Source organism: Streptomyces abyssomicinicus (assembly GCF_008974245.1).
Classification (GTDB): domain Bacteria; phylum Actinomycetota; class Actinomycetes; order Streptomycetales; family Streptomycetaceae; genus Streptomyces; species Streptomyces abyssomicinicus.
The window spans coordinates 233,749-254,881 of sequence record NZ_BBZI01000007.1 but is presented as its reverse complement, the minus strand read 5'-3'; the positions used below and the strand labels follow the sequence as shown (position 1 = coordinate 254,881).

At 74.1% G+C, this 21,133-nt stretch carries 22 protein-coding genes; 10 read left to right on the top strand and 12 right to left on the bottom strand.

The window, feature by feature from the left end; genetic code table 11:
• Positions 1 to 515: TetR/AcrR family transcriptional regulator (locus GBN72_RS14640; protein ID WP_151772644.1), on the top strand; the 515-nt coding region annotated here is incomplete at its 5' end.
• A 205-nt stretch (positions 516 to 720) separates the two neighbouring features.
• On the opposite strand, the gene def is transcribed toward GBN72_RS14640, so the two are convergent.
• On the bottom strand, positions 721 to 1,266 hold the full coding sequence (gene def / locus GBN72_RS14635; RefSeq protein WP_174887138.1) for a peptide deformylase: 546 nt from the start codon (positions 1,264 to 1,266) through the stop codon (positions 721 to 723).
• 181 nt (positions 1,267 to 1,447) lie between these two features.
• Here def and GBN72_RS14630 point away from each other — a divergent pair, with 181 nt between their 5' ends.
• The 4 genes from GBN72_RS14630 (at position 1,448) to GBN72_RS14615 (ending at position 5,827) form a co-directional block, all read left to right on the top strand.
• On the top strand, positions 1,448 to 2,689 hold the full coding sequence (locus GBN72_RS14630) for a MurT ligase domain-containing protein (RefSeq protein ID WP_151772238.1): 1,242 nt from the start codon (positions 1,448 to 1,450) through the stop codon (positions 2,687 to 2,689).
• A 46-nt stretch (positions 2,690 to 2,735) separates the two neighbouring features.
• Positions 2,736 to 3,464 (top strand): type 1 glutamine amidotransferase, encoded by a 729-nt coding sequence (locus GBN72_RS14625; protein WP_151772237.1) that lies wholly within the window; start codon positions 2,736 to 2,738, stop codon positions 3,462 to 3,464.
• Positions 3,465 to 3,690: 226 nt separating this feature from the next.
• Positions 3,691 to 4,716, top strand: coding sequence for a 6-phosphofructokinase (locus GBN72_RS14620; RefSeq protein WP_151772236.1), 1,026 nt, complete (start codon positions 3,691 to 3,693; stop codon positions 4,714 to 4,716).
• 154 nt (positions 4,717 to 4,870) lie between these two features.
• Positions 4,871 to 5,827 (top strand): cytochrome c oxidase assembly protein, encoded by a 957-nt coding sequence (locus tag GBN72_RS14615; RefSeq protein WP_151772235.1) that lies wholly within the window; start codon positions 4,871 to 4,873, stop codon positions 5,825 to 5,827.
• 99 nt (positions 5,828 to 5,926) lie between these two features.
• On the opposite strand, the gene GBN72_RS14610 is transcribed toward GBN72_RS14615, so the two are convergent.
• From GBN72_RS14610 to GBN72_RS14590, 5 genes are read right to left on the bottom strand one after another with little or no spacing between them, the layout of a single operon-like run.
• The gene (locus tag GBN72_RS14610; protein ID WP_151772234.1) at positions 5,927 to 6,118 is read right to left on the bottom strand and encodes a hypothetical protein; all 192 of its coding nucleotides are present in this window, start codon (positions 6,116 to 6,118) and stop codon (positions 5,927 to 5,929) included.
• A gap of 51 nt (positions 6,119 to 6,169) precedes the next feature.
• Entirely contained in the window at positions 6,170 to 7,399 is a 1,230-nt protein-coding gene (locus GBN72_RS14605; protein WP_164540685.1) for a sensor histidine kinase, read from the bottom strand.
• 5 nt (positions 7,400 to 7,404) lie between these two features.
• Entirely contained in the window at positions 7,405 to 9,165 is a 1,761-nt protein-coding gene (locus GBN72_RS14600; RefSeq protein WP_151772232.1) for a sodium/solute symporter, read from the bottom strand.
• A gap of 31 nt (positions 9,166 to 9,196) precedes the next feature.
• Complete coding sequence (locus GBN72_RS14595) at positions 9,197 to 9,589, bottom strand: hypothetical protein (RefSeq protein ID WP_151772231.1); 393 nt, start codon at positions 9,587 to 9,589, stop codon at positions 9,197 to 9,199.
• Between the two features lie 11 nt (positions 9,590 to 9,600).
• Positions 9,601 to 10,350 carry a LytR/AlgR family response regulator transcription factor gene (locus GBN72_RS14590; protein WP_151772230.1) on the bottom strand — a complete coding sequence of 250 codons (750 nt, stop codon included), beginning with the start codon at positions 10,348 to 10,350 and terminating at the stop codon, positions 9,601 to 9,603.
• 159 nt (positions 10,351 to 10,509) lie between these two features.
• Here GBN72_RS14590 and ddaH point away from each other — a divergent pair, with 159 nt between their 5' ends.
• Entirely contained in the window at positions 10,510 to 11,322 is an 813-nt protein-coding gene (gene ddaH, locus GBN72_RS14585; protein WP_151772229.1) for a dimethylargininase, read from the top strand.
• Positions 11,319 to 12,641: an ornithine--oxo-acid transaminase gene (gene rocD / locus GBN72_RS14580; RefSeq protein WP_151772228.1), complete on the top strand. Its 1,323-nt coding sequence runs from the start codon at positions 11,319 to 11,321 to the stop codon at positions 12,639 to 12,641. Before ddaH ends, rocD begins: the two co-directional genes overlap by 4 nt.
• Positions 12,642 to 12,705: 64 nt before the next feature.
• Here the strand turns inward: rocD and GBN72_RS14575 are convergent, their stop codons facing one another.
• From GBN72_RS14575 to GBN72_RS14550, 6 genes are all read right to left on the bottom strand, one after another.
• Positions 12,706 to 13,512, bottom strand: a complete 807-nt coding sequence (locus GBN72_RS14575; protein WP_246212492.1) for an urease accessory protein UreD — start codon at positions 13,510 to 13,512, stop codon at positions 12,706 to 12,708.
• Complete coding sequence (ureG, locus tag GBN72_RS14570) at positions 13,500 to 14,192, bottom strand: urease accessory protein UreG (RefSeq protein ID WP_151772227.1); 693 nt, start codon at positions 14,190 to 14,192, stop codon at positions 13,500 to 13,502. Before ureG ends, GBN72_RS14575 begins: the two co-directional genes overlap by 13 nt.
• Before the next feature lie 103 nt (positions 14,193 to 14,295).
• On the bottom strand, positions 14,296 to 14,970 hold the full coding sequence (locus tag GBN72_RS14565; protein WP_151772226.1) for an urease accessory protein UreF: 675 nt from the start codon (positions 14,968 to 14,970) through the stop codon (positions 14,296 to 14,298).
• Positions 14,971 to 14,984: 14 nt separating this feature from the next.
• Complete coding sequence (locus GBN72_RS14560) at positions 14,985 to 16,697, bottom strand: urease subunit alpha (RefSeq protein WP_151772642.1); 1,713 nt, start codon at positions 16,695 to 16,697, stop codon at positions 14,985 to 14,987.
• A gap of 19 nt (positions 16,698 to 16,716) precedes the next feature.
• Positions 16,717 to 17,028 (bottom strand): urease subunit beta, encoded by a 312-nt coding sequence (locus GBN72_RS14555; protein WP_151772225.1) that lies wholly within the window; start codon positions 17,026 to 17,028, stop codon positions 16,717 to 16,719.
• A gap of 14 nt (positions 17,029 to 17,042) precedes the next feature.
• The gene (locus GBN72_RS14550) at positions 17,043 to 17,345 is read right to left on the bottom strand and encodes an urease subunit gamma (protein WP_151772224.1); all 303 of its coding nucleotides are present in this window, start codon (positions 17,343 to 17,345) and stop codon (positions 17,043 to 17,045) included.
• A gap of 652 nt (positions 17,346 to 17,997) precedes the next feature.
• Here GBN72_RS14550 and GBN72_RS14545 point away from each other — a divergent pair.
• From GBN72_RS14545 to GBN72_RS14535, 3 genes are all read left to right on the top strand, one after another.
• Positions 17,998 to 18,471, top strand: a complete 474-nt coding sequence (locus GBN72_RS14545) for a C40 family peptidase (RefSeq protein WP_151772223.1) — start codon at positions 17,998 to 18,000, stop codon at positions 18,469 to 18,471.
• A 295-nt stretch (positions 18,472 to 18,766) separates the two neighbouring features.
• A complete protein-coding gene (locus GBN72_RS14540; RefSeq protein WP_151772222.1) occupies positions 18,767 to 20,116 on the top strand; it encodes a hemolysin family protein in 1,350 nt (449 codons plus the stop codon).
• A complete protein-coding gene (locus tag GBN72_RS14535; RefSeq protein ID WP_151772221.1) occupies positions 20,113 to 21,129 on the top strand; it encodes a hemolysin family protein in 1,017 nt (338 codons plus the stop codon). The genes GBN72_RS14540 and GBN72_RS14535 overlap by 4 nt, the downstream gene beginning before the upstream one ends.
• Positions 21,130 to 21,133: the final 4 nt, after the last annotated feature.

The following is a 21,133-nucleotide window of genomic DNA, read 5'->3' as shown; positions in this document are numbered from 1 at the left end:
GGATCACCAAGCCCATCCTCTACCGCCACTTCGGCGACAAGGGCGGGCTGTACGCGGCGCTCGCCCAGCGGCACACCGACGCCCTGCTGGCCTCGCTGCGGGCGGCGCTGGACGCGCCGGCCGACCGGCGCCGGCAGCGGGTGGAGGCGACGCTCGACACCTACCTGGCGGCGATCGAGGCCCGTCCGCAGGTGTACCGGTTCCTGATGCACCCGGCCGACGGCGGCTCCTCGGGCGAGCCGGGATTCGACGTGGGGCGCCACTCGGCGCCGCTGCTGCGCAGGATGGGCGAGGAGCTGGCGCAGGTCATCGAGGAGCGGGTCGACCTCGGCCCGAACGGGCGGCACGTCTCGCGGGTCTGGGGCCACGGGATCGTGGGCATGATGCACGCGGCCGGCGACTGGTGGCTGGGAGAGCGCCCGTGCCCGCGCGAGGAACTGGTCAGCAGCCTGGCCGACCTCCTGTGGGGCCGCCTCGCCGACGCGGGCGACCGCGAGGACGGCCCGGCCTTCTGAGCCGCACGACGTCCCCGCCCGAGCCGCCCGCCGTCCTCCCCCCCTTCCGGGGGCCGCCCCCGCGGCGGCCCCGAGGGGCGCACGGGGCGGCGCCGGACGCACGGTGACCTCACCGCGGCCCGCGGAGCCCGGGTCCCACCCTCGCGGCCCGCGGAGCCCCGGCCTCACCACCGCGGCCCGCGGAGCCCGGCGGTCAGCCCGGCCATCACCCCCCGGCGGCCCACGCCGCCCGCGCGGCCTTCCGCAGCAGCCGCCGCTGCCGCAGCCCCGTGAGGCGGTCGGCGTAGACCAGGCCGTCCAGGTGGTCGCACTCGTGCTGCAGGCACCGCGCGAAGAACCCGGTGCCGCACACCTCCACCGGTTCGCCCGCGACGGAGAACCCGCGCACCACCGCCCGGTCGAACCGCGGCGTCCCCGCCTCCAGGCCGGGCAGGGACAGACACCCTTCCGGCCCACGCACCGTCACCCCGTCGGCCTCCACCAGCCGGGGATTCACCAGATGACCGAGATGGCGGACGTCCTCGTCGTCCGGACAGTCGTACACGAAGACCCGCACCCCCTCCCCCACCTGGTTGGCCGCGAGCCCCACGCCGCCCGCCGCGTACATGGTGGCGAACAGGTCCTCGACCAGCCGTTCGAGCTCCGGCCCGAATTCCGTCACCTCGGCGCAAGGGCTGTGGAGCAGGGGGTCGCCGTGCAGGGTGAGAGGTCTCACGCGCCCGTCGGCGCCGGGGATCGAACCGTGTCGCATGCCGGTCAGGGTACGGTCCTTCCAGGCCATGACGGTTCCGCCCACCCTCCGCTGCCCGCCGTCGCAGCCGGTCACGGTGCGGTTCCGGTATTCGGCCGGGTGAGCGGATCTCGATAGGCTGAGGCCACCACACGCTGCCGGGACTCACGCGCGGCGCGTACGCAAGGAGGATCGAGAACTGATGGCAGGCACCTCGGACCCGCTCTCGCCGCGGGCCAAGCTGGCCGTGACGGCGGGCAAGACCGCCGCGGCCGTCTCCCGGGCAGCCGGACGCGGCAGCGGATCGGTGATCGGCGGCCGGGTCGCGCTGAAGCTGGACCCCGAGCTCCTGGCCCGGCTCGCGCAGGGCCTGGACATCACGCTGGTCTCGGCGACCAACGGCAAGACCACCACGACACGCCTGATCGCCGAGGCGTTGCGCGCGGCCGGTCCGGTGGTCTCCAACGCGCTGGGCGCCAACATGCCCGCGGGCATCACCTCGGCCCTGGCCGAGCGCAACGACGAGGCCCGGTTCGGCGTGATAGAGGTCGACGAGAAGTACCTGATCGCCGTCGCCCGCGAGACCGACCCCAAGTGCGTCGCGCTGCTCAACCTCTCCCGCGACCAGCTCGACCGCGCCGCCGAGACCCGCATGCTCGCGGAGAACTGGCGCGAGGGCCTGACCGGCACCAAGGCCGTGGTGGTGGCCAACGCCGACGACCCGCTGATCGTGTGGGCGGCCTCGTCCTCCCCCAACGTGATCTGGGTCGCGGCCGGCCAGATGTGGAAGGACGACGCCTGGTCCTGCCCGTCCTGCGGCGGTGTGCTCCAGCGTCCGGGCGACGACTGGTTCTGCGGCGAGTGCGGCTTCCGCCGCCCGACGCCGAGCTGGGCGCTCTCGGGCGACCACGTCCTGGACCCGCACGGCTCCGCCTGGCCGATCCACCTCCAGCTGCCGGGCCGCGCCAACCGTGCCAACGCCACCTCCTCCGCGGCCGTCGCCGCCGTGTTCGGCGTGCCGCCGCAGGTGGCGCTGGAGCGCATGTACCACGTGCAGGCGGTGGCCGGCCGGTACGACACCGTGCAGTTCCAGGGGCGCGACCTGCGCCTGCTGCTCGCCAAGAACCCGGCGGGCTGGCTGGAGACGTTCTCGCTGATCGACCCGCCGCCGACGCCGGTGATCCTCTCGGTGAACGCCCGCGGCGCCGACGGCACCGACACCTCCTGGCTGTGGGACGTCGACTACACCCGCCTGAACGGGCACCCGATCTTCGTGCTCGGCGACCGCAAGCTGGACCTGGCGGTGCGCCTGGAGGTCGCCGACCAGAACTTCCAGGTGTGCGAGAACCTCGACGAGGCGGTCCGCCTCGCCCCGCCGGGGCGCATCGAGGTCATCGCCAACTACACCGCCTTCCAGGACCTGCGCCGCCGCGTCGGCAACTGACCCCGACCAGCGACCGCCCAGCGACTCACAGTTCGAGGACCGACTCATGAGTGACAGCCAACTCCGGCTGGTGTGGATCTACCCGGATCTGCTCAGCACCTACGGCGACCAGGGCAACGCCCTCGTCGTCGAGCGCCGGGCCCGCCAGCGCGGCCTGGACGTGGCCCGGATCGACGTGCGCAGCGACCAGCCGATCCCGACCTCCGGCGACATCTACCTGATCGGCGGTGGCGAGGACCGCCCGCAGCGCCTCGCCGCGGAGCGGCTGCGCCGCGACGGCGGCCTGCACCGCGCGGTCGGCAACGGCGCGATCGTCTTCTCGGTCTGCGCCGGCTACCAGATCCTCGGCCACGAGTTCATCAACGACCTCGGCCAGCGCGAGGCGGGCCTCGGCCTGCTCGACGTGGTCTCGGTGCGCGGCGAGGGCGCGCGCTGCGTCGGCGACGTCCTCGGCGACATCGACCCGCGGCTCGGTCTGCCCCCGCTGACCGGCTTCGAGAACCACCAGGGCGTGACCCACGTCGGCCCGAACGCCAAGCCGCTCGCCCGGGTGCGCTTCGGCAACGGCAACGGCACCGGCGACGGCACCGAGGGCGCGTACAACGACACCGTCTTCGGCACCTACATGCACGGCCCCGTGCTGGCCCGCAACCCGCACATCGCGGACCACCTGCTGAAGCTCGCGCTCGACGTCAACGCCCTGCCGCCGGTCGACGACCGGTGGTACGAGGCGCTGCGCCAGGAGCGCATCGCGGCGGCCACCCAGCCGGCCTGACGGCCGCCGGGAACGCCCCCGCGACCGGCGTCGGCGGCACCCTTCGCGACACCCCCGATCTCGCCTTCCGGAAGCCCGTTTGACGGGGCATCCGCACAGGTGAGCGGGGGTGTCCGGCTGTCGGACGCCGGGTTCGGCAGGGGGCCCTGACGCCGGTAGGGTGACGGTCGTCAAGCCCGGACGAAGCGGTCCGGTGCCGTCCCCCATCGAGAAGGTTATCCGCGCCATGCGCATTGGTGTGCTCACCTCCGGCGGCGACTGCCCCGGCCTGAACGCCGTCATCCGCTCCGTCGTCCACCGCGCCGTCGACGCCCACGGCGACGAGGTGATCGGTTTCCGTGACGGCTGGAGGGGTCTCCTCGAGGGCGACCACCTCAAGCTGGACCTGGACGCCGTCGGCGGCATCCTCGCCCGCGGCGGCACCATCCTCGGCTCCTCCCGTGTCCGCCCCGAGCATCTGCGGGACGGCGTGGAGCGGGCCAAGGGACACATGAAGGAGCTCGGGCTCGACGCCGTCATCCCGATCGGCGGCGAGGGCACCCTGAAGGCCGCCCGCCTCCTCTCCGACGGCGGGCTGCCCATCGTGGGCGTGCCCAAGACCATCGACAACGACATCGCGGTCACCGACGTCACCTTCGGTTTCGACACCGCGGTGGGCGTGGCCACCGACGCCTTGGACCGGCTGAAGACGACCGCCGAGTCCCACCAGCGGGTCCTGATCGTCGAGGTCATGGGCCGCCACACCGGCTGGATCGCCCTGCACTCCGGCATGGCGGCCGGCGCCCACGCGATCGTGGTGCCCGAGCGGCCCTTCGACATCAAGGAGCTGACCGAGCGGGTCGGCGCGCGGTTCGAGGCCGGCAAGCGGTTCGCCATCGTCGTGGTGGCCGAGGGCGCCAAGCCGCTCGCGGGCACCATGGACTTCGACGAGGGCGGCAAGGACGTCTACGGCCACGAGCGGTTCGCCGGCATCGCCAACCTGCTGGCGGTCGAGCTGGAGCACCGCCTCGGCAAGGAGGCCCGCCCGGTGATCCTCGGCCACGTCCAGCGCGGCGGCACTCCCACCGCCTACGACCGGGTGCTGGCGACCCGCTTCGGCTGGCACGCGGTGGAGGCCGTCCACCGCGGCGAGTTCGGGAGGATGACCGCGCTGCGCGGCACCGACATCGTCACCGTGCCGCTGTCCGAGGCCGTGGCCTCGCTGAAGACGGTGCCCGAGGAGCGCTACGCCGAGGCCCCCGCGGTGGTGTGAACGGCTCCGAACGGGGTGTGACCCGCGCCTCCCCGACGCCTGCGAGCCTTCCGTGAATCGCAGGTGAACCGCCCCCGGCCGCCGGCACGGCCGGGGGCGGTTCTAGTCTGGTGCGGACAGATTTGCACAACCCCCACGAAACAGGAGCCGGCGGATGGACCACAGCGGTCACGGCGCCATGGATCTGCCCCCGTTCACCCTCGGACGGGGGCTCGCCTGGTCCCCGGACGCCTTCTTCCTCGTCGCCTGCCTGCTGGGGCTGCTGCTCTACGGGTGGGGCGTCGTCCGGATGACCCGGCGCGGCGACCGCTGGCCGGTCGGCCGGACGGTCTCCTTCGTCGCCGGCGTGCTGAGTGTGGTGCTGGTGATGTGCACCGGGCTGAACGACTACGGCATGGTCATGTTCAGCGTGCACATGGTGCAGCACATGGTGCTCAGCATGCTCTCGCCGATCATGATCCTGCTGGGCGCCCCGGTCACCCTGGCGCTGCGCGCCCTGCCGGTGGCCGCCCGGGGCACGCTCGGCCCGCGCGAGCTGCTGCTGAAGCTGCTGCACAGCCGGTACATGCGGGTGATCACCCACCCGCTGTTCACCATCCCGATGTTCATCGCCAGCCTCTACGCGCTGTACTTCACGCCGCTGGTGGATGTCCTGATGGGCTCCTACCTGGGGCACATCGCGATGATGGTGCACTTCTTCGCGGTGGGCGTGGTCTTCTTCTGGCCCATCATGGGCGTGGACCCGGGTCCGCACCGCCCGAGTCACCTGATGCGGATGCTGGAGCTCTTCGCCGGCATGCCGTTCCACGCCTTCTTCGGCATCGCGCTGATGATGGCGTCCACGCCGATGATCGGCGCGTTCGCCCACCCGCCGGCCTCGCTGGGCATCGACCCCATGGAGGACCTGAACGCGGCGGGCGGCATCGCCTGGGCGTTCAGCGAGATCCCGTCCGTGCTGGTGCTGATCGCCCTGCTGTTCCAGTGGTACAGCTCGGAGCAGCGCCAGGCCAAGCGCAAGGACCGCGCGGCCGACCGGGACGGCGACGCGGAGCTGGAGGCGTACAACGCCTACCTCGCCTCCCTGCGGGCGGGGTCGGCCCGGCAGGGCTGAACGGGGCGGGCCGCGCGGGCTCCGCCCGGAAGGCCCCGCGGCACTCCGCCGGGGCCCGCCAGGTTCCGCCGGGGCCCGCCGCCGCGGGTCAGCCGCGGGTCAGGTGTCGCGCAGCGCCACCAGGGCGAGGAACAGGGCCCCGAGCACCACCCAGCCGAACCACAGCCAGCCGTTGCTGCCGAGCGCCACGGAGTAGGCCGTCACGACGACGAGGCCGCCCACCGTGAACGCTCCCATGGTCTTGGTCGAGCCGGGCGTCTTCGTTCCGTGGATCCCAGACGTGTCAGGCATCGCGCCCTCCTCAGGTCCGCTACCCCCTTGGTGCCCCGCCCGCCCCGCTTCTCACCCTCTGCGGAGGCCTCCCGTCGCGGGGCCCGCGGGGTGGACGCCCGGCCGGTACTTCGGCAGCCGCACGGTGACCTTCATCCCGGCGCCCGGGGCCGTCTCGATGACCAGGCCGTAGTCGTCGCCGTAGACCTGCCGGAGCCGGTCGTCGACGTTGGACAGGCCGATGCCCCCGGTGGGCCCGGCCTCGCCGGCCAGGATCCGCCGCAGCAGCTCCGGGTCCATGCCGACGCCGTCGTCCTCGATGACGACGACCGCCTCCGCGCCCTCGTCGCGGGCGGTGATGCCGATGCCGCACTTCTCGCCGCGCCCCTCCAGCCCGTGCTTGACCGCGTTCTCCACCAGCGGCTGGAGGCACAGGAACGGCAGGGTGACCGGCAGCACCTCGGGTGCGATCTGCAGCGTCACGGCCAGCCGGTCGCCGAAGCGGGCGCGGACCAGCGCCAGGTAGTGGTCGATGGCGTGCAGCTCGTCGGCGAGGGTGGTGAAGTCGCCGTGCCGCCGGAACGAGTAGCGCGTGAAGTCGGCGAACTCCAGCAGCAGCTCCCTGGCCCGTTCCGGGTCGGTGCGGACGAAGGAGGCGATCACGGCGAGCGAGTTGAAGATGAAGTGCGGCGAGATCTGCGCCCGCAGCGCCCTGATCTCCGCCTCGATGAGGCGGGTGCGGGAGCGGTCGAGGTCGGCGAGTTCGAGCTGGACGGAGACCCAGCGGGCGACCTCTCCCGCGGCCCGCACCAGGACGGCGGACTCCCCCGGCGCGCAGGCGACGAGCGCGCCGAGCACCCGGTCGTCCACGGTGAGCGGGGCGACCACGGCCCAGCGCAGGGAGCAGTCGGGGGTCTCGCAGCGCAGCCGGAAGGCCTCGCCGCGGCCGGTCTCCAGCGGGCCGGCGAGGCGTTCCGTGATCTCGGCCCGGTGGTGGGAGCCGGCGCCGTCCCAGGCCAGGACCTGGTCGAGGTCGGTGAGGCAGAGCGCCTCGGTGCCGAGCAGGGAGCGCAGCCTGCGGGAGGCGCGGCGGGCCGTCTCCTCGGTCAGCCCGGCGCGCAGCGGCGGCGCCGCCAGTGAGGCGGTGTGCAGGGTCTGGAAGGTGGCGTGCTCGACGGGCGTGCCGAGTCCGGCCCGGTGGAACGGCCGGGGGGACGGGCGGGCGGTCCGGCGGCCGAGCCAGAACCCCGCGGCCAGCAGCGGCGGCACGGCGACGCAGAATCCCGCCAGGAGGGCGCCCAGGGTGCTCATGCCGTGTTCTCCTTGCGGACCGGCCCGCCGCCGATCTCCTCGGGCAGGTGGAAGCGGGCGAGGACGGCGTCGGTGCCCGGGGGGATCCGGCCGGGGGTGGCCAGCGAGACCAGGATCATGGTGAGGAAGGCCAGCGGCACCGACCACAGGGCGGGCCAGGCGAGCAGGGCGTGAGGGACGCCGGTCGCCGGACGGGGGCCGACGAGGGTGACGGACACGGCGGCGAGCGCGGAGCCGCCGCCGACCAGCATTCCGGCCGCGGCGCCAGGCGGGGTGAGCCGCCGCCACCAGATGCCGAGCACCAGCAGGGGGCAGAAGGAGGACGCGGAGACCGCGAAGGCGAGTCCGACGGCGTCGGCGATCGGCAGCCGCCCGGCCAGCACGCTCGCGGCCAGCGGCACCGCCATGGCGGTCACGGCGCCCACCCGGAAGTGGCGGATGCCCCGGGAGGGCAGCGCGTCCTGGGCGATCACCCCGGCCAGCGCGACGGTGAGGCCGGAGGCGGTGGACAGGAACGCGGCGAAGGCGCCGCCGGCCACCAGGGCGCCCAGCAGGTCGCCGCCGACGCCGCCGATCATGCGGTCCGGGAGCAGCAGCACCGCGGCGTCGGTGTTGCCGGTGAGCACCAGTTCGGGGGCGTACATCCGGGCGAGCGCCCCGTACACCGGGGGCAGCAGGTAGAAGGCGCCGATCAGGCCGAGGACGACGACGGTGGTGCGGCGGGCGGCGACGCCGTTGGGGCTGGTGTAGAAGCGGACGACCACGTGGGGCAGGCCCATGGTGCCGAGGAAGGTGGCGAGGATCAGCCCGTAGGTGGCGTACAGCGGGCGTTCCCCCTGGGCGGTGGCCGCGCCGTCGGAGAGAGCGCCGTCGGACAGGACCGTGTCGGGGAGGACGGTGTCGCCGGAGCCCTGGGCCACCGGGACGGGCGCTCCGGCCGGCAGGCCGAGCCGGGCGCCCCCCTGCACCGTGTGGACGCCCTCGGGCAGGGTGACCCGGTCGCCGTCGTAGGGATGTCCGTCGACGCGGCCGTGGACGGTGACCGTGAGGGGTTCGGTCAGGCGGATCTCGACGGTGTCCTGGACCCGCACGGTGCGGTGCTCGCGCAGGGCGGCGGGTTCGTCGAACACCCGGGTGGGCGCGCCGTCGCCCTGCCAGGCGAGGACCAGGAAGAGGGCGGGGACCAGCAGGGCGGTCAGTTTGAGCCAGTACTGGAACGCCTGGACGAAGGTGATCGAGCGCATCCCGCCGGCGGCGACGTTGGCGACCACCACCACCGCGACGATCACCGAGCCGAGCATGCCGGGCGCCCCGGTGAGGACCTTGAGGGTGAGCCCGGCGCCCTGGAGCTGGGGTATCAGGTAGAGCCAGCCGATGCCGACCACGAAGCCGCTCGCCAGCTTCCGCACCCGGGGCGAGGCGAGCCGGGCCTCGGCGAAGTCGGGCAGCGTGTAGGCGCCGGAGCGGCGCAGCGGGGCGGCGACGAAGAGCAGCAGGACGAGGTATCCGGCGGTGTAGCCGACCGGGTACCAGAGCATGTCGGGGCCCTGGACGAGGACGAGTCCGGCGATGCCCAGGAAGGAGGCGGCGGAGAGGTACTCGCCGCTGATGGCGGCCGCGTTGAGGCGGGGGCCGACGGTGCGGGAGGCGACGTAGAAGTCGGAGGTGGTGCGGGAGACGCGCAGGCCGAAGGCGCCGACCAGTGCGGTGGCGACCACCACCAGGGCGACCGCGGCCACGGCGTGGCTCTCGTTCATACCGTGCGGCTCTCGTTCCTCGTGTGTCCGGTCAGCGGTCCTGGTCCTCGACGAGCCGCACGAAGTCCCTCTCGTGGCGTTCGGCGCGGCGCACGTGCCACCGGGCGAGGAGCACGAGCGGCGGGTAGAGGCAGAAGCCGAGCACCGCCCACTCCAGGAGGCGGCCGTGCGGGGCGGCGGCGAAGAGCAGCGGCAGCGGGGCGACCAGTGCGGCGAGGACGGCGAAGACGGTCAGCGCGGTGCGGAGCTGGGTGCGCATCAGGGAGCGGACGTAGGTGTGGCCGAGGGTGGTCTGCTCGTGGATCTCGGTGCGGGGCCGGTAGTGGGTCCCGCCGCCGCGGCCGGGGCCGTGGTGGCGGCGGGGCGGTCCGGTGACCACCACGCGGGCGGGCCGCTCGGCGGCCTGGCGGGGCTCGTGGGACATCGCGGGGCCTCCTACGCGGCGCCGCGGCGCATGAGCAGGTCGCGCAGTTCGCGGGCGTGGCGGCGGCTGACCTGGAGTTCCTCGTCGCCGACCAGGACGCTCACGGTTCCGGCGGCGAGCCGCAGTTCGCCGATGTGGCGCAGGGCGACCAGGTGGCGCCGGTGGATGCGGACGAAGCCGTGCGGCCGCCAGCGCTCCTCCAGGGTGGAGAGCGGGACGCGGACCAAGTGGCTGCCGGCCGCGGTGTGCAGCCGGGCGTAGTCGCCCTGGGCCTCCACGTGGGTGATGTCCTCGACCTGGACCAGCCGGCGGACGCCGCCGAGGTCCACGGTGATCGCGTCCGGCTCGGGTTCGTGCACGGGTATGCGGGCGGCGCGCAGTTCGTCGGCGCGGCGGACGGCCTCGGCGAGGCGTTCGCGGCGGACCGGCTTGAGGACGTAGTCGACCGCCTTGAGGTCGAAGGCGCGCACGGCGAAGTCCTCGTGGGCGGTGACGAAGACGACCAGGGGCGGGCTGGCGAACCCGGTGAGCAGCCGGGCCAGGTCCAGGCCGTCGAGGCCCGGCATCTGGATGTCGAGGAAGACCACGTCGATGGCCTCGGGGCCGTCGGGTCCGGACTCCAGGGCGCGGTTGATGCGGCGCAGCGCCTCGGTGGCGTCGGACGCGCCCTCGGCCCTGCCGACCCGGGGGTCGGCGTCCAGCAGGTAGAGGAGTTCGCCCAGGGAGGGGCGTTCGTCATCGACGGCGAGGGCGCGCAGCATGAGGGTGGAGTGTAGGAGGTATTCGCACGTATGGACATGCACGTACGGACATGTGTGCCCGTCACGCCAAGCGCGCCGGCGGCGACATCGGAGCGATCCGCCACGGAACACCCCGGTTGGTCCCTTGTCGGCGCTATGCCCGCTTCCTAACGTGGTGGCATGTCCGAGAGACGCTTGCCGCGGCGACGGCGCTTCCTGCTGTGCGAGCCCCGCCATTTCGACGTGTCCTACGCGATCAATCCCTGGATGCACCCCGACGAGGAGGTCGACGTCCGGCGCGCGCACCGGCAGTGGGAGGCGCTGGCCGCCGCCTACCGGGCGCACGGCCATGTGGTCGAGACACTGGCCCCGGTGCCGGGGCTGCCCGACATGGTCTTCGCGGCCAACGCCGCGCTGGTGCTGGACGGCCGCGCACTGGGGTCGCTGTTCCACGCGCCGGAGCGGCAGGACGAGTCCGGCCACTACGAGCTGTGGCTCAAGGAGGCCGGCGTCCCGGTGCGCCGGGCCCGGACGGTCTGCGAGGGCGAGGGCGACCTGGTGCCGGTGGGCGGCCGGGTGCTGGCCGGGACGGGGTTCCGCACCACGCCCGAGGCGCACCGGGAGGCCGAGGAGCACTTCGGGGTGCCGGTCGTGGGGCTCCGGCTGGTGAATCCGTTTTTCTACCATCTGGACACCGCGCTGTTCGCCCTCGACGACGAGAACGTCGCCTACTACCCGGACGCCTTCGCGCCCGAGAGCCGCGCGGTCCTGGAGCGGCTGTTCCCGCACGCGGTGATCGCCACGCTGGGTGACGCGCTGGCCTTCGGCCTGAACTCGGTCTCGGACGGACGCCACGTGTTCATCGCCCCCGGAGCGGTGGCGCTGACCGAGGAGCTGGCGCGCCGCGGCTATGTCCCGGTCCCCGTCGACCTGTCGGAGTTCCGCAAGGCAGGCGGGGGCATCAAGTGCTGCACCCTGGAGGTCCGCGCATGACCGCACCGACCGTTCCCTCCGGCCGTCCCGGCGGCCCCGAAGACCCCGACGGCGTTCACGGCACCGACGGCGCCGACGGCCCCGGCCGTGCCCTTCCCGGCGGCCCGGGCCCGGGCCGGGACTCCGCCGGCCTGATCCGCGCCGAGGAGGCCGTCCTCGCGCCCAACTACCATCCGCTGCCGGTGGTGGTGGCCCGGGCGGAGGGTGCCTGGGTGGAGGACGTGGAGGGCCGCCGCTACCTCGACCTGCTGGCCGGCTACTCCGCCCTCAACTTCGGCCACCGCCACCCCGTGCTGGTGGAGGCCGCCCATCGCCAGCTCGACCGCCTCACCCTGACCTCGCGCGCCTTCCACAACGACCGGCTGGCGGGCTTCGCCGAGCGGCTCGCCGCGCTGACCGGGCAGGAGGCGGTACTGCCCATGAACACCGGCGCCGAGGCGGTGGAGAGCGCGGTGAAGGTCGCCCGCAAATGGGCCTACGACGTCAAGGGCGTGCCCGACGGGCAGGCGACGATCGTGGTGGCCGCCGACAACTTCCACGGCCGGACGACGACGGTCGTGGGCTTCTCCACGGACGAGACGGCGCGGGCCGGCTTCGGGCCGTTCGCTCCGGGGTTCCGGATCGTGCCGTACAACGACCTGCCCGCCCTGGAGGCGGCCGTGGACGCGACCACGGCGGCGGTGCTGCTGGAGCCGGTGCAGGGCGAGGCGGGGGTGATCGTCCCGGACGACGGCTACCTGTCGGGTGTCCGGGAGATCACCCGCCGGGCCGGGTGCCTGTTCGTGGCGGACGAGATCCAGTCCGGTCTGGGCCGCACGGGGTCCACGCTGGCCGTGGACCTTGAGGAGGTGACGCCCGACCTGGTGCTGCTGGGCAAGGCGCTGGGCGGCGGCATCGTCCCGGTGTCCGCGGTCGTGGGGCGGCGGGACGTGCTGGGCGTACTGGGGCCGGGGACGCACGGCTCGACGTTCGGCGGCAATCCGCTGGCGGCGGCGGTCGGCACGGCGGTGGTGGGGCTGCTGGAGACCGGGGAGTACCAGCGGCGGGCGGCCGAGCTGGGCATCGTGCTGCGGGACGGGCTCGCGCCGCTGGTGGGGCGCGGCGTGCTGGGCTTCCGCACGCGGGGGCTGTGGGCGGGGGTCGACGTCGACCCCGCGCTGGGCACGGGCCGCGAGGTGGGTGAGCGGCTCCTCGCCGAGGGCGTCCTGGTCAAGGACACCCACGGGTCCACCATCCGCGTCGCTCCGCCCCTGACCATCACCGAGGACCAGTTGCGCGGAGCCCTCGCGGCGCTGGAGCGGGTGCTGTCCGCCGGGTGACCTGACGTCACCCGCCCCGGCCGCGGCCCTCCGCACCGGCCGCGGTCGCCCGCCTCCGCCCCGGTCACCCGCCCTCGGCGTCCCCGGCCGGACCCGCCGTCGCGCGCAGCGCCTCCTCCAGGAGGCGGCGCAGGCGCAGCGCGTCCGGTGCGAGGGCGGTGATCAGGGCGGCGGGGCCGGGCAACGCGACCAGGGACGCCGCCTGGCCGAGGAGCCGGGACGGCGGCGGCCGGACGGCGAAGGCGGGGTCGACCAGCAGGATCTGGCCGACGGCGCGGTGGCCCGCCAGCACCGCGGGCCCGTCCCAGCCGCCGGGCGCCCCCGGGCCGCACGCCAGCTCCTGGTCGAGCACGAGCCGTCCGCCCACGCGCAGGGTCAGCCGTGAGGTGAGCGTGCCGGGCGGCTCGGCGTGGCGGCCGAGCACCAGTTCCTCCCGGAGCAGCAGCCGCCCGCCCTCCGCGACCTCGGCCCGGGTGAGGAGTTCGAGGTCGCTGCCGCGGACCGAGATCAGCGGCTCGGGCTCCCACCGCAGCGCGGCGCCCGCGGCGACCCGCAGCCGGGTCTCCTGCCGTGCCGGGTCCTTGCCCTGACCGGGCAGGGCGAGGGTGGCGGCGGCCGAGCCGACGCCCAGCCGGGCGTCCGCGGCGACGTCCGCCTCCAGCAGGAACCGGTCGCCGCCCAGGGGGCCGCTCATGGCGCCGACGACCGTCACCCGCGCCTCGCCCGCCGTGCCGCGGGTCCGGCGCAGGGCGAGCGGCCCCTCGCCGGCCAGCACCGGCAGGACGGTGGAGCCCCGGCCGTCGGGCCGCGCCTCGATCCGGGCGTGCGCGCGGACCCCCGCGGTGCCGCCGCCCGCGGTCACGCCCGCCACGCGGCCAGCCGCTCCCGGACCCAGGCGGCGACCCGGTCGACTCCGGCCTCCTCCCGCAGGGACTGGAACACCACCGGCAGGTGCCCCCGCTGCGCCTTCGCGTCGGCGGCCATCCGGTCCAGGTCGGAGCCCACGTAGGGGGCCAGGTCGGTCTTGTTGACGACCAGCAGGTCCGCGGTGGTGACGCCGGGGCCGCCCTTGCGCGGGATGTCGTCGCCGCCCGCCACGTCGATCACGAAGATCTGGGCGTCCACCAGTCCCCGGGAGAAGGTGGCGGTCAGGTTGTCGCCTCCGGACTCGAGCAGGACGAGGTCCAGCGGCCCGACGGCGTCCTCCAGGTCCTCGACCGCCTCGAGGTTGGCGGAGATGTCGTCGCGGATCGCGGTGTGCGGGCAGGCGCCCGTCTCCACGGCGGTGATCCTCTCGGGCGGCAGGACCGCCTCCCGCAGCAGGAACTCGGCGTCCTCGCGGGTGTAGATGTCGTTGGTGACGACGGCCAGCGACAGCTCGGACCTCAGCTCGCGGCAGAGGGCGGCCACCGTGGCGGTCTTGCCCGAACCGACGGGCCCGCCGAGCCCGAGGCGCAGTGCGCGCCGCGTTCCGTCGGGGCGCCGGGCGGCCGCGCCGGACGGGGCGGGAGCGCCGTGGCCGTGGCCGTCGTGCGGGTGGTGCAGGTGCATGGGCGGGCTCCTGGGGACGGGGCGGAAGCGGCGGACGGAAGCAGGGGGGACACACGGCGGGAGGGCGGCGGACGCCGCGGCGGGAGGCGGCGGGAGCGGGACTTCAGGTGGCGAACAGGCGGCCGGTGCGGGCCGCGTGGACCTCCGCCGAGATCTCCAGGAGGGGCGCCGAGGCGGCGGGGAGGGCGTCCACGCCCGTATCCAGCGCCTCGCGGGCGGCCCGCACGGCCCGGTCGGCGACCCGGTCGGTGGCTGGGGCCAGCCGGGCGAGCACCCCCGTGGCGTCGAACGGGTCGAGGCCGAGCAGCCGGACGGTGGCGGTGGCGGGGCCGCCCACGCTCTCGTAGGCGGCGCAGTACGCGGCGTCCAGCGGCTCCAGCCCGGCCGCCTGGGCGACGGCGCCGAGCACCACCGGCTGGTGGGCGCCCTTGGGGAACCGCCGTGCCAGCAGGTCGAGTCCGGCGCACGGCCAGGTCGCCCGGGCGGCCCGCAGGAGCTGTCGCCCGAGCCGGCGGGCCGCGGCGCGCAGCGCCGGGGACGGGGTGCGGGCGTCGGCGGCGGCGTCCAGGTCCCCCGGGTCCACGCCGAGCGCCGCGGCCGCGGCGAGCGAGGCGGCGACCAGGCCCGAGGTGTGCAGGCGGCCCCGGCAGAACTCCTCCAGCGAGGCGGCGTCGGTGATCAGGCCGGCCCGGACCGCGGCCTCGGCGCCGCCGGAGTGGGCGTGCCCTCCGGCGGGGAAGCGTCCGTCGGCCAGCAGCAGCAGCGCGGCACGGGTCATCGGTGAGACCGCCCTCAGAAGAGGAAGTACCGCTGGGCCATGGGCAGTTCCGCGGCGGGCGTGGCCTCGACCAGTTCGCCGTCGATGCGGACGGCGAAGCTGTCGGGGTCGATTCGCACGTCCGGCCGGGCGTCGTTGCGCCGCATGTCGGCCTTGGTGACGCCGCGCGTCGACTCGATGACGGCCCACCGCTTGCCGAGCCCCAGCCGCTCGGGCAGACCGTCCTCGAGGGCCGCCGGGGCCACGAAGTTGACCGAGTTGGCGGCCGGCGCGCGCCCCAGGGACCCGAACATCGGGCGGGGCAGCACCGGCTGGGGCGTGGGGATGGACGCGTTCGCGTCGCCCATCTGCGCGTAGGCGATCTGCCCGCCCTTGACGACGAGGTGGGGTTTGACGCCGAAGAACGCCGGCTCCCAGAGCACCAGGTCGGCGAGCTTGCCGCTCTCCACCGAGCCGACCTCGCGGGAAAGTCCCTGTGCCACGGCCGGGTTGATCGTGTATTTGGCGACGTAGCGGCGGGCCCGCAGGTTGTCGGCGCGCCCGTCACCGGGCAGCGGGCCGCGCCGCCTCTTCATGACGTGGGCGGTCTGCCAGGTCCGCAGGATCACCTCCCCGACCCGGCCCATCGCCTGGGAGTCGGAGGAGATGATCGAGATGGCGCCCAGGTCGTGCAGGATGTCCTCGGCGCCGATGGTGGAGGGCCGGATCCGCGACTCGGCGAAGGCGAGGTCCTCGGGGACGGCCGGGTTCAGGTGGTGGCAGACCATCAGCATGTCGAGGTGTTCCTCGACGGTGTTGACGGTGAACGGCCGGGTCGGGTTGGTGGAGCTGGGCAGCACGTTGGGCTGCGAGACCACGGTCATGATGTCCGGGGCGTGTCCGCCGCCCGCGCCCTCGGTGTGGTAGGCGTGGATGCCCCGTCCGCCGATCGCGGCGAGGGTGTCGCCGACGAATCCGGCCTCGTTGAGGGTGTCGGTGTGGATGGCGACCTGGATGCCGGTCCGGTCGGCGACGGTGAGCGCGGCGTCGACGGCGGCCGGGGTGGAGCCCCAGTCCTCGTGGAGCTTGAGGCCGACGGCGCCGCCGCGGATCTGGGAGAGCATCGCCTCGTGCGAGACGGTGTTGCCCTTGCCCAGCAGGCCGATGTTGAGCGGGTGGCCCTCCATCGCCTCCAGCATCCGGGCCAGGTGCCACGGTCCGGGGGTGACGGTGGTGGCCTTGGACCCCTCGGCGGGTCCGGTGCCGCCGCCGACCAGGGTGGTGACGCCGGAGGCCAGCGCCTCGTCGGCGATCTGCGGGCAGATGAAGTGGACGTGCGCGTCGACCGCCCCGGCGGTGAGGATCCTGCCGTTGCCGGCGATGATCTCGGTCTCCGGTCCGATCACCAGCTCGGGGTGGACGCCGTCCATGGTGTCCGGGTTGCCGGCCTTGCCGATCCCGGTGATCCTGCCGTCCCTGATGCCGACGTCCGCCTTGACGATCCCCCAGTGGTCGAGGATCACCGCGCCGGTCACGACGGTGTCGGGGGCGCCCTCGGCCCGGGTGGTCCGGGACTGGCCCATCGACTCGCGGATCACCTTGCCGCCGCCGAAGACCGCCTCGTCCCCGGCCCGGCCCGGCCCGCCGCAGCGGTCCTCCTCGATCTCCACCAGCAGGTCGGTGTCGGCGAGCCGGATCCGGTCGCCGGTGGTGGGGCCGAAGAGGTCGGCGTACTCGGCGCGCGGCATCGCCGACGGGTGGGACGTCTCAGGCATCGAGCGGACCTCCGGTCTCCCCGCGCAGGCCCGGCACCACGCGGCGCCCGGCCAGCGGCACGAGTTCCACCTCCACCGGGATGCCGGGCTCGAACCGCACGGCGGTGCCGGCGGCGACGTGGAGCCGCCGCCCGTGTGCGGCGGCCCGGTCGAACTCCAGGCCGGGGTTGGCCTCGGCGAAGTGGTAGTGGGAGCCGACCTGCACGGGGCGGTCGGCGGCGTTCAGCACGGTGATCCGGGTGACCTCGCGGCCCTCGTTCAGGATCACGGGCGCGTCGTCCAGGACGAGCTCTCCGGGGATCATGGCGGCCCTCTTCGTCAGACGATCGGGTCGTGGACGGTGACCAGCTTGGTCCCGTCCGGGAAGGTGGCCTCGACCTGCACGTCGTGGATCATCTCGGGGACGCCTTCCATGACGTCGTCCCGGGTGAGGACGGTGCGGCCGGAGCGCATCAGCTCGGCGACGGTGCGGCCGTCGCGGGCGCCCTCGAGGATGTGGGAGGAGATCAGGGCGACGGCCTCCGGGTGGTTGAGCCTCAGCCCGCGGTCCCGGCGCCTCGCGGCGACGTCCGCCGCCACGTGGATCAGCAGTTTCTCCTGCTCGTGCGGAGTCAGTTGCACGGCGCCCCCTCGTCTCGTCGCCCCCGACGCGTCCCAGGAGGCTAGTGGCGCCTCGTTTCGGGGGCGTTAACGACGCCGTGGCGGGCGGGCACGGGCGCGCCCGTGCCGTGCGGCGGCGCGCGCACCGCGTGCCCCCGGTCGTGGCACCGCCGCCACCCCGGTGCGCTCCACCCGGACGGGCCGTACGGCGTACCGTCGTTCGGCGTAGACGCTCCTCCGTCCGACGGACCCCCCGATTTGCCCGCGCCGCGTGGACGGCGGGCGGAGCCGGCCGCTCCTGGCCTGGTGAGCGCCTCGCCGGGTGTGGTTACCGAGGGACACATCCCGTGTTGTCCACCCGAACGGCGCAGGGGTGACGAAGCGCACAACACGCCGTCAGCGGATGATCCCGGGCACCGAGTACGTGAAGATCCTCCCGACGACAAGCCCTCGCCGCAGCGGCGGGGCGGCCCGGGCGGACGCCGAATCCTGCCGCCGGCCGGGCGACGGGTCGACAGGAGTGGATCGGCAGGAGTGGAGGACCCGAGCACGACGGGCCGCCGGACTTCGTTCCGGGCGGTCCTTGGGGTGAAGCCGCCGCACGGCGGCCGGGCTACTTCGCGGCCCGAATCCGACAGGTCATCCTTCACAGGCGGCTGTCGAAGGGTTGCGCATGACCGTGCTCAATCGCGTCCCGTCCCTGCTGACCCGGGCCGGAACGGCCTCGGTCCTGACCTTCGCCGCTTTCGGAGGCGGCATCGCGGTTCCCGGCCTCAGCGCCGAGGCCCAGGCGGCCACCGTGGGCTCCAAGGCCCTCAAGGTGGCGGCCTCCAAGAAGGGGGCCCCCTACCGGTACGGCGCCACCGGTCCCTCCGCGTTCGACTGCTCGGGACTGATCCTCTACTCGTTCAAGAAGGCCGGGAAGACCCTGCCCCGCACGGCGGCGCAGCAGTACAACCGGACCAGCCGCGTCGCGGCGGGCAAGCGCAAGCCCGGCGACCTGGTCTTCTTCCATTCGGGGTACGGGGTGTACCACGTGGGCATCTACGCCGGTTCGGGCAAGCTCTGGCACGCGCCCAAGAGCGGTGACGTGGTGCGGCTGCAGAAGATCTGGACCCGGAGCGTCTGGTACGGGCGGGTGCGCTGACCCGCGGGCCGTCCCGCCCGTGAACCGCCCCGGCACCGTCGGCCCGTCCGCCGGCGCCGGGGCCGGTTCGCGTCGTCACGCACCCCATGCCGCGCCGCCGAGCGGGTACTCGTGTCCGGGTCATGGCCCTCACCCAAGGGCCACTTTGCCCGTCCTTTACTCTGGGGGTGTCACCGACCACGGTGGTATCGGCAATCTCTCGAAAGGTGTGTGAGCGTCCGCCCATGGGCGAGCCTCCCAGTAGCAGCCTCACCTGCGTGTTCTCCTCCCGCCACGGCCACGGGGAGGCGACCCGGTGACCGAGGTCCTCCTCCTGCTGCTCGCCGTCCTGCTGTCCGTGTGCTGCGGCGCGTTCGTGGCCGCGGAGTTCTCCTTGACGACGGTCGAACGCGCCGAGCTGGAGCGCGCGGCCGGGAAGGGCGACCGGGGCGCGGACAGCGCCCTCAAGGCCGTCCGCGGTCTGACCTTCCAGCTCTCCGGCGCCCAGCTGGGCATCACCGTTACCAACCTGGTGGTGGGCATGCTCGCCGAGCCGTCGATCGCCGCCCTGATCTCCGGACCGCTGGGCGCGGTCGGTCTCTCCGAGGGCACCGCGAGTTCGGTGGCCCTGGTGCTCGGCACCGCCCTGTCGACGGTCTTCCTGATGGTCGTCGGCGAGCTGGTCCCGAAGAACTGGGCGATCAGCGCGCCGCTGGCGGTGGCCCGGAAGGTGGCCACGCCGCAGCGCGTCTTCAGCGCCGTCTTCGGCCCGTTCATCACCCATCTCAACAACACCGCCAACCGGGTGGTGCGCCGGATGGGCCTGGAGCCCGCCGAGGAGCTGGCCTCCGCGCGCGGCCCGCAGGAGCTGGCGGCGCTGGCCCGCCACTCCGCCAAGCAGGGCGCGCTGGAGGCGGACACCGCCGAGCTGTTCGTCCGCACGCTCAACCTGGCGGAGCTGACGGCGGAGAACGTGATGACCCCGCGGGTCCAGGTGGTCGCCCTGGACGCCCAGGCGACCTGCGAGGACGTGGCCAACGCGACGCGTGCCACCGGTCTGTCCCGTTTCCCGGTGTACCGGGGGAACCTGGACCGGGTGGTCGGCACGGTGCACATCAAGGACGTGCTGGCGCTGCCCGTCGAGCGGCGGGCCCGGGTGCACGTGGCGGAGCTGCTGCGCGAGCCGCTGCTGGTGCCCGAGTCGCTGACCGTCGAGCGGCTGCTGGACCGGCTGTCCGGCGGCCGCACCATGGCCGTGGTGATCGACGAGTACGGCGGCACCGCGGGTGTGGTGACGCTGGAGGACATCGTCGAGGAGGTCGTGGGCGAGGTCCACGACGAGCACGACCCGTTCGAGACGCCCGATCTCGCGCCGGCCGGCACCGACGCCGACGGCCGCGCGGTCTACGACGCCGACGGCGCGGCGCGCACCGACCGGCTCGCCCGGATCGGCCTGCGCGCTCCGGACGGCCCCTACGAGACGCTGGCCGGCCTGGTCGCCACCGCCCTGGGCCGGATACCGGCCGTCGGGGACGTCGTGGAGGCCGCCGGATGGCGCCTCGAAGTGCTGGACGCCTCCGGCCACCGGGCCGCCCGCGTCCTGCTGACCGCCCCGCCGGCCGACGTCGCCGCGGACGCCGAGAAGGGACAGGGAGCGACCCGATGACCGCCGTACAACTGCTGATCGGTCTGCTGACCCTGGTCCTCAACGCGTTCTTCGTCGGGGCCGAGTTCGCCATGATCTCGGTCCGGCGCAGCCAGATCGAGCCGCACGCCGAGGAGGGCGACCGCCGCGCCGGGCGGGTGCTGTGGGGCCTGGAGCACGTCTCCGCCCTGATGGCCGCCGCGCAGCTCGGCATCACCCTGTCCACGCTGGTGCTCGGCGTGGTCGCCGAGCCGGCCATCGCGCACCTGCTGGAGCCGCTGTTCCACGCCGTGGGCGTGCCGTCCGGCGCGGGCCACGCGATCTCCTTCGTGATCGCCCTGAGCCTGGCGACCTACCTGCACATGCTGCTGGGCGAGATGGTGCCGAAGAACGTGGCGCTGGCGGAACCGGTGCGGACCGCGCTGCTGCTCGGGCCCCCGCTGGTGGCCTTCGCCAAGGCCTTCCGGCCGGTGATCTTCACCGTCAACGCCTTCGCCAACGCCCTGCTGAAGCTGATCAAGGTGGAGCCGAAGGACGAGGTCACGGCCTCCTTCTCGGACGCCGAACTGGCGCAGATGGTGAAGGACTCCCGGGAGGCCGGCCTCATCGACGACCGGGCCCGGGAGCGGCTCAACGACGCGCTGAAGCTGGGCCGCCGACCGGTGGGCGAGGTCCTGCTGCCGCTGGAGAGGGTGCGGTACGTGTCCCTGGGCGTCACGCCGGCCCAGCTGGAGGCGCTCTCCGCGGAGACCGGGTTCTCCCGGTTCCCGGTGGTCGACGACGAGCGGCGCATCATCGGCTACCTGCACGTCAAGGACGCGCTGGACGCCATGCCGCGCGACCTGCCGTTCCGGGTGCAGAACATGCGGCCCATCGCCCGGGTCAGGGAGAACACCCCGCTGGACGACGTGCTGACCGCGCTGCGCGGCAGCCGCACCCACCTCGCGGCGGTGCTGGGCTCCGACGGACGGCTGACGGGTCTGGTCACCATGGAGGACGTCCTGCGGGAGCTGTTCGGCCAGCCGGCCGCCTGAGCGG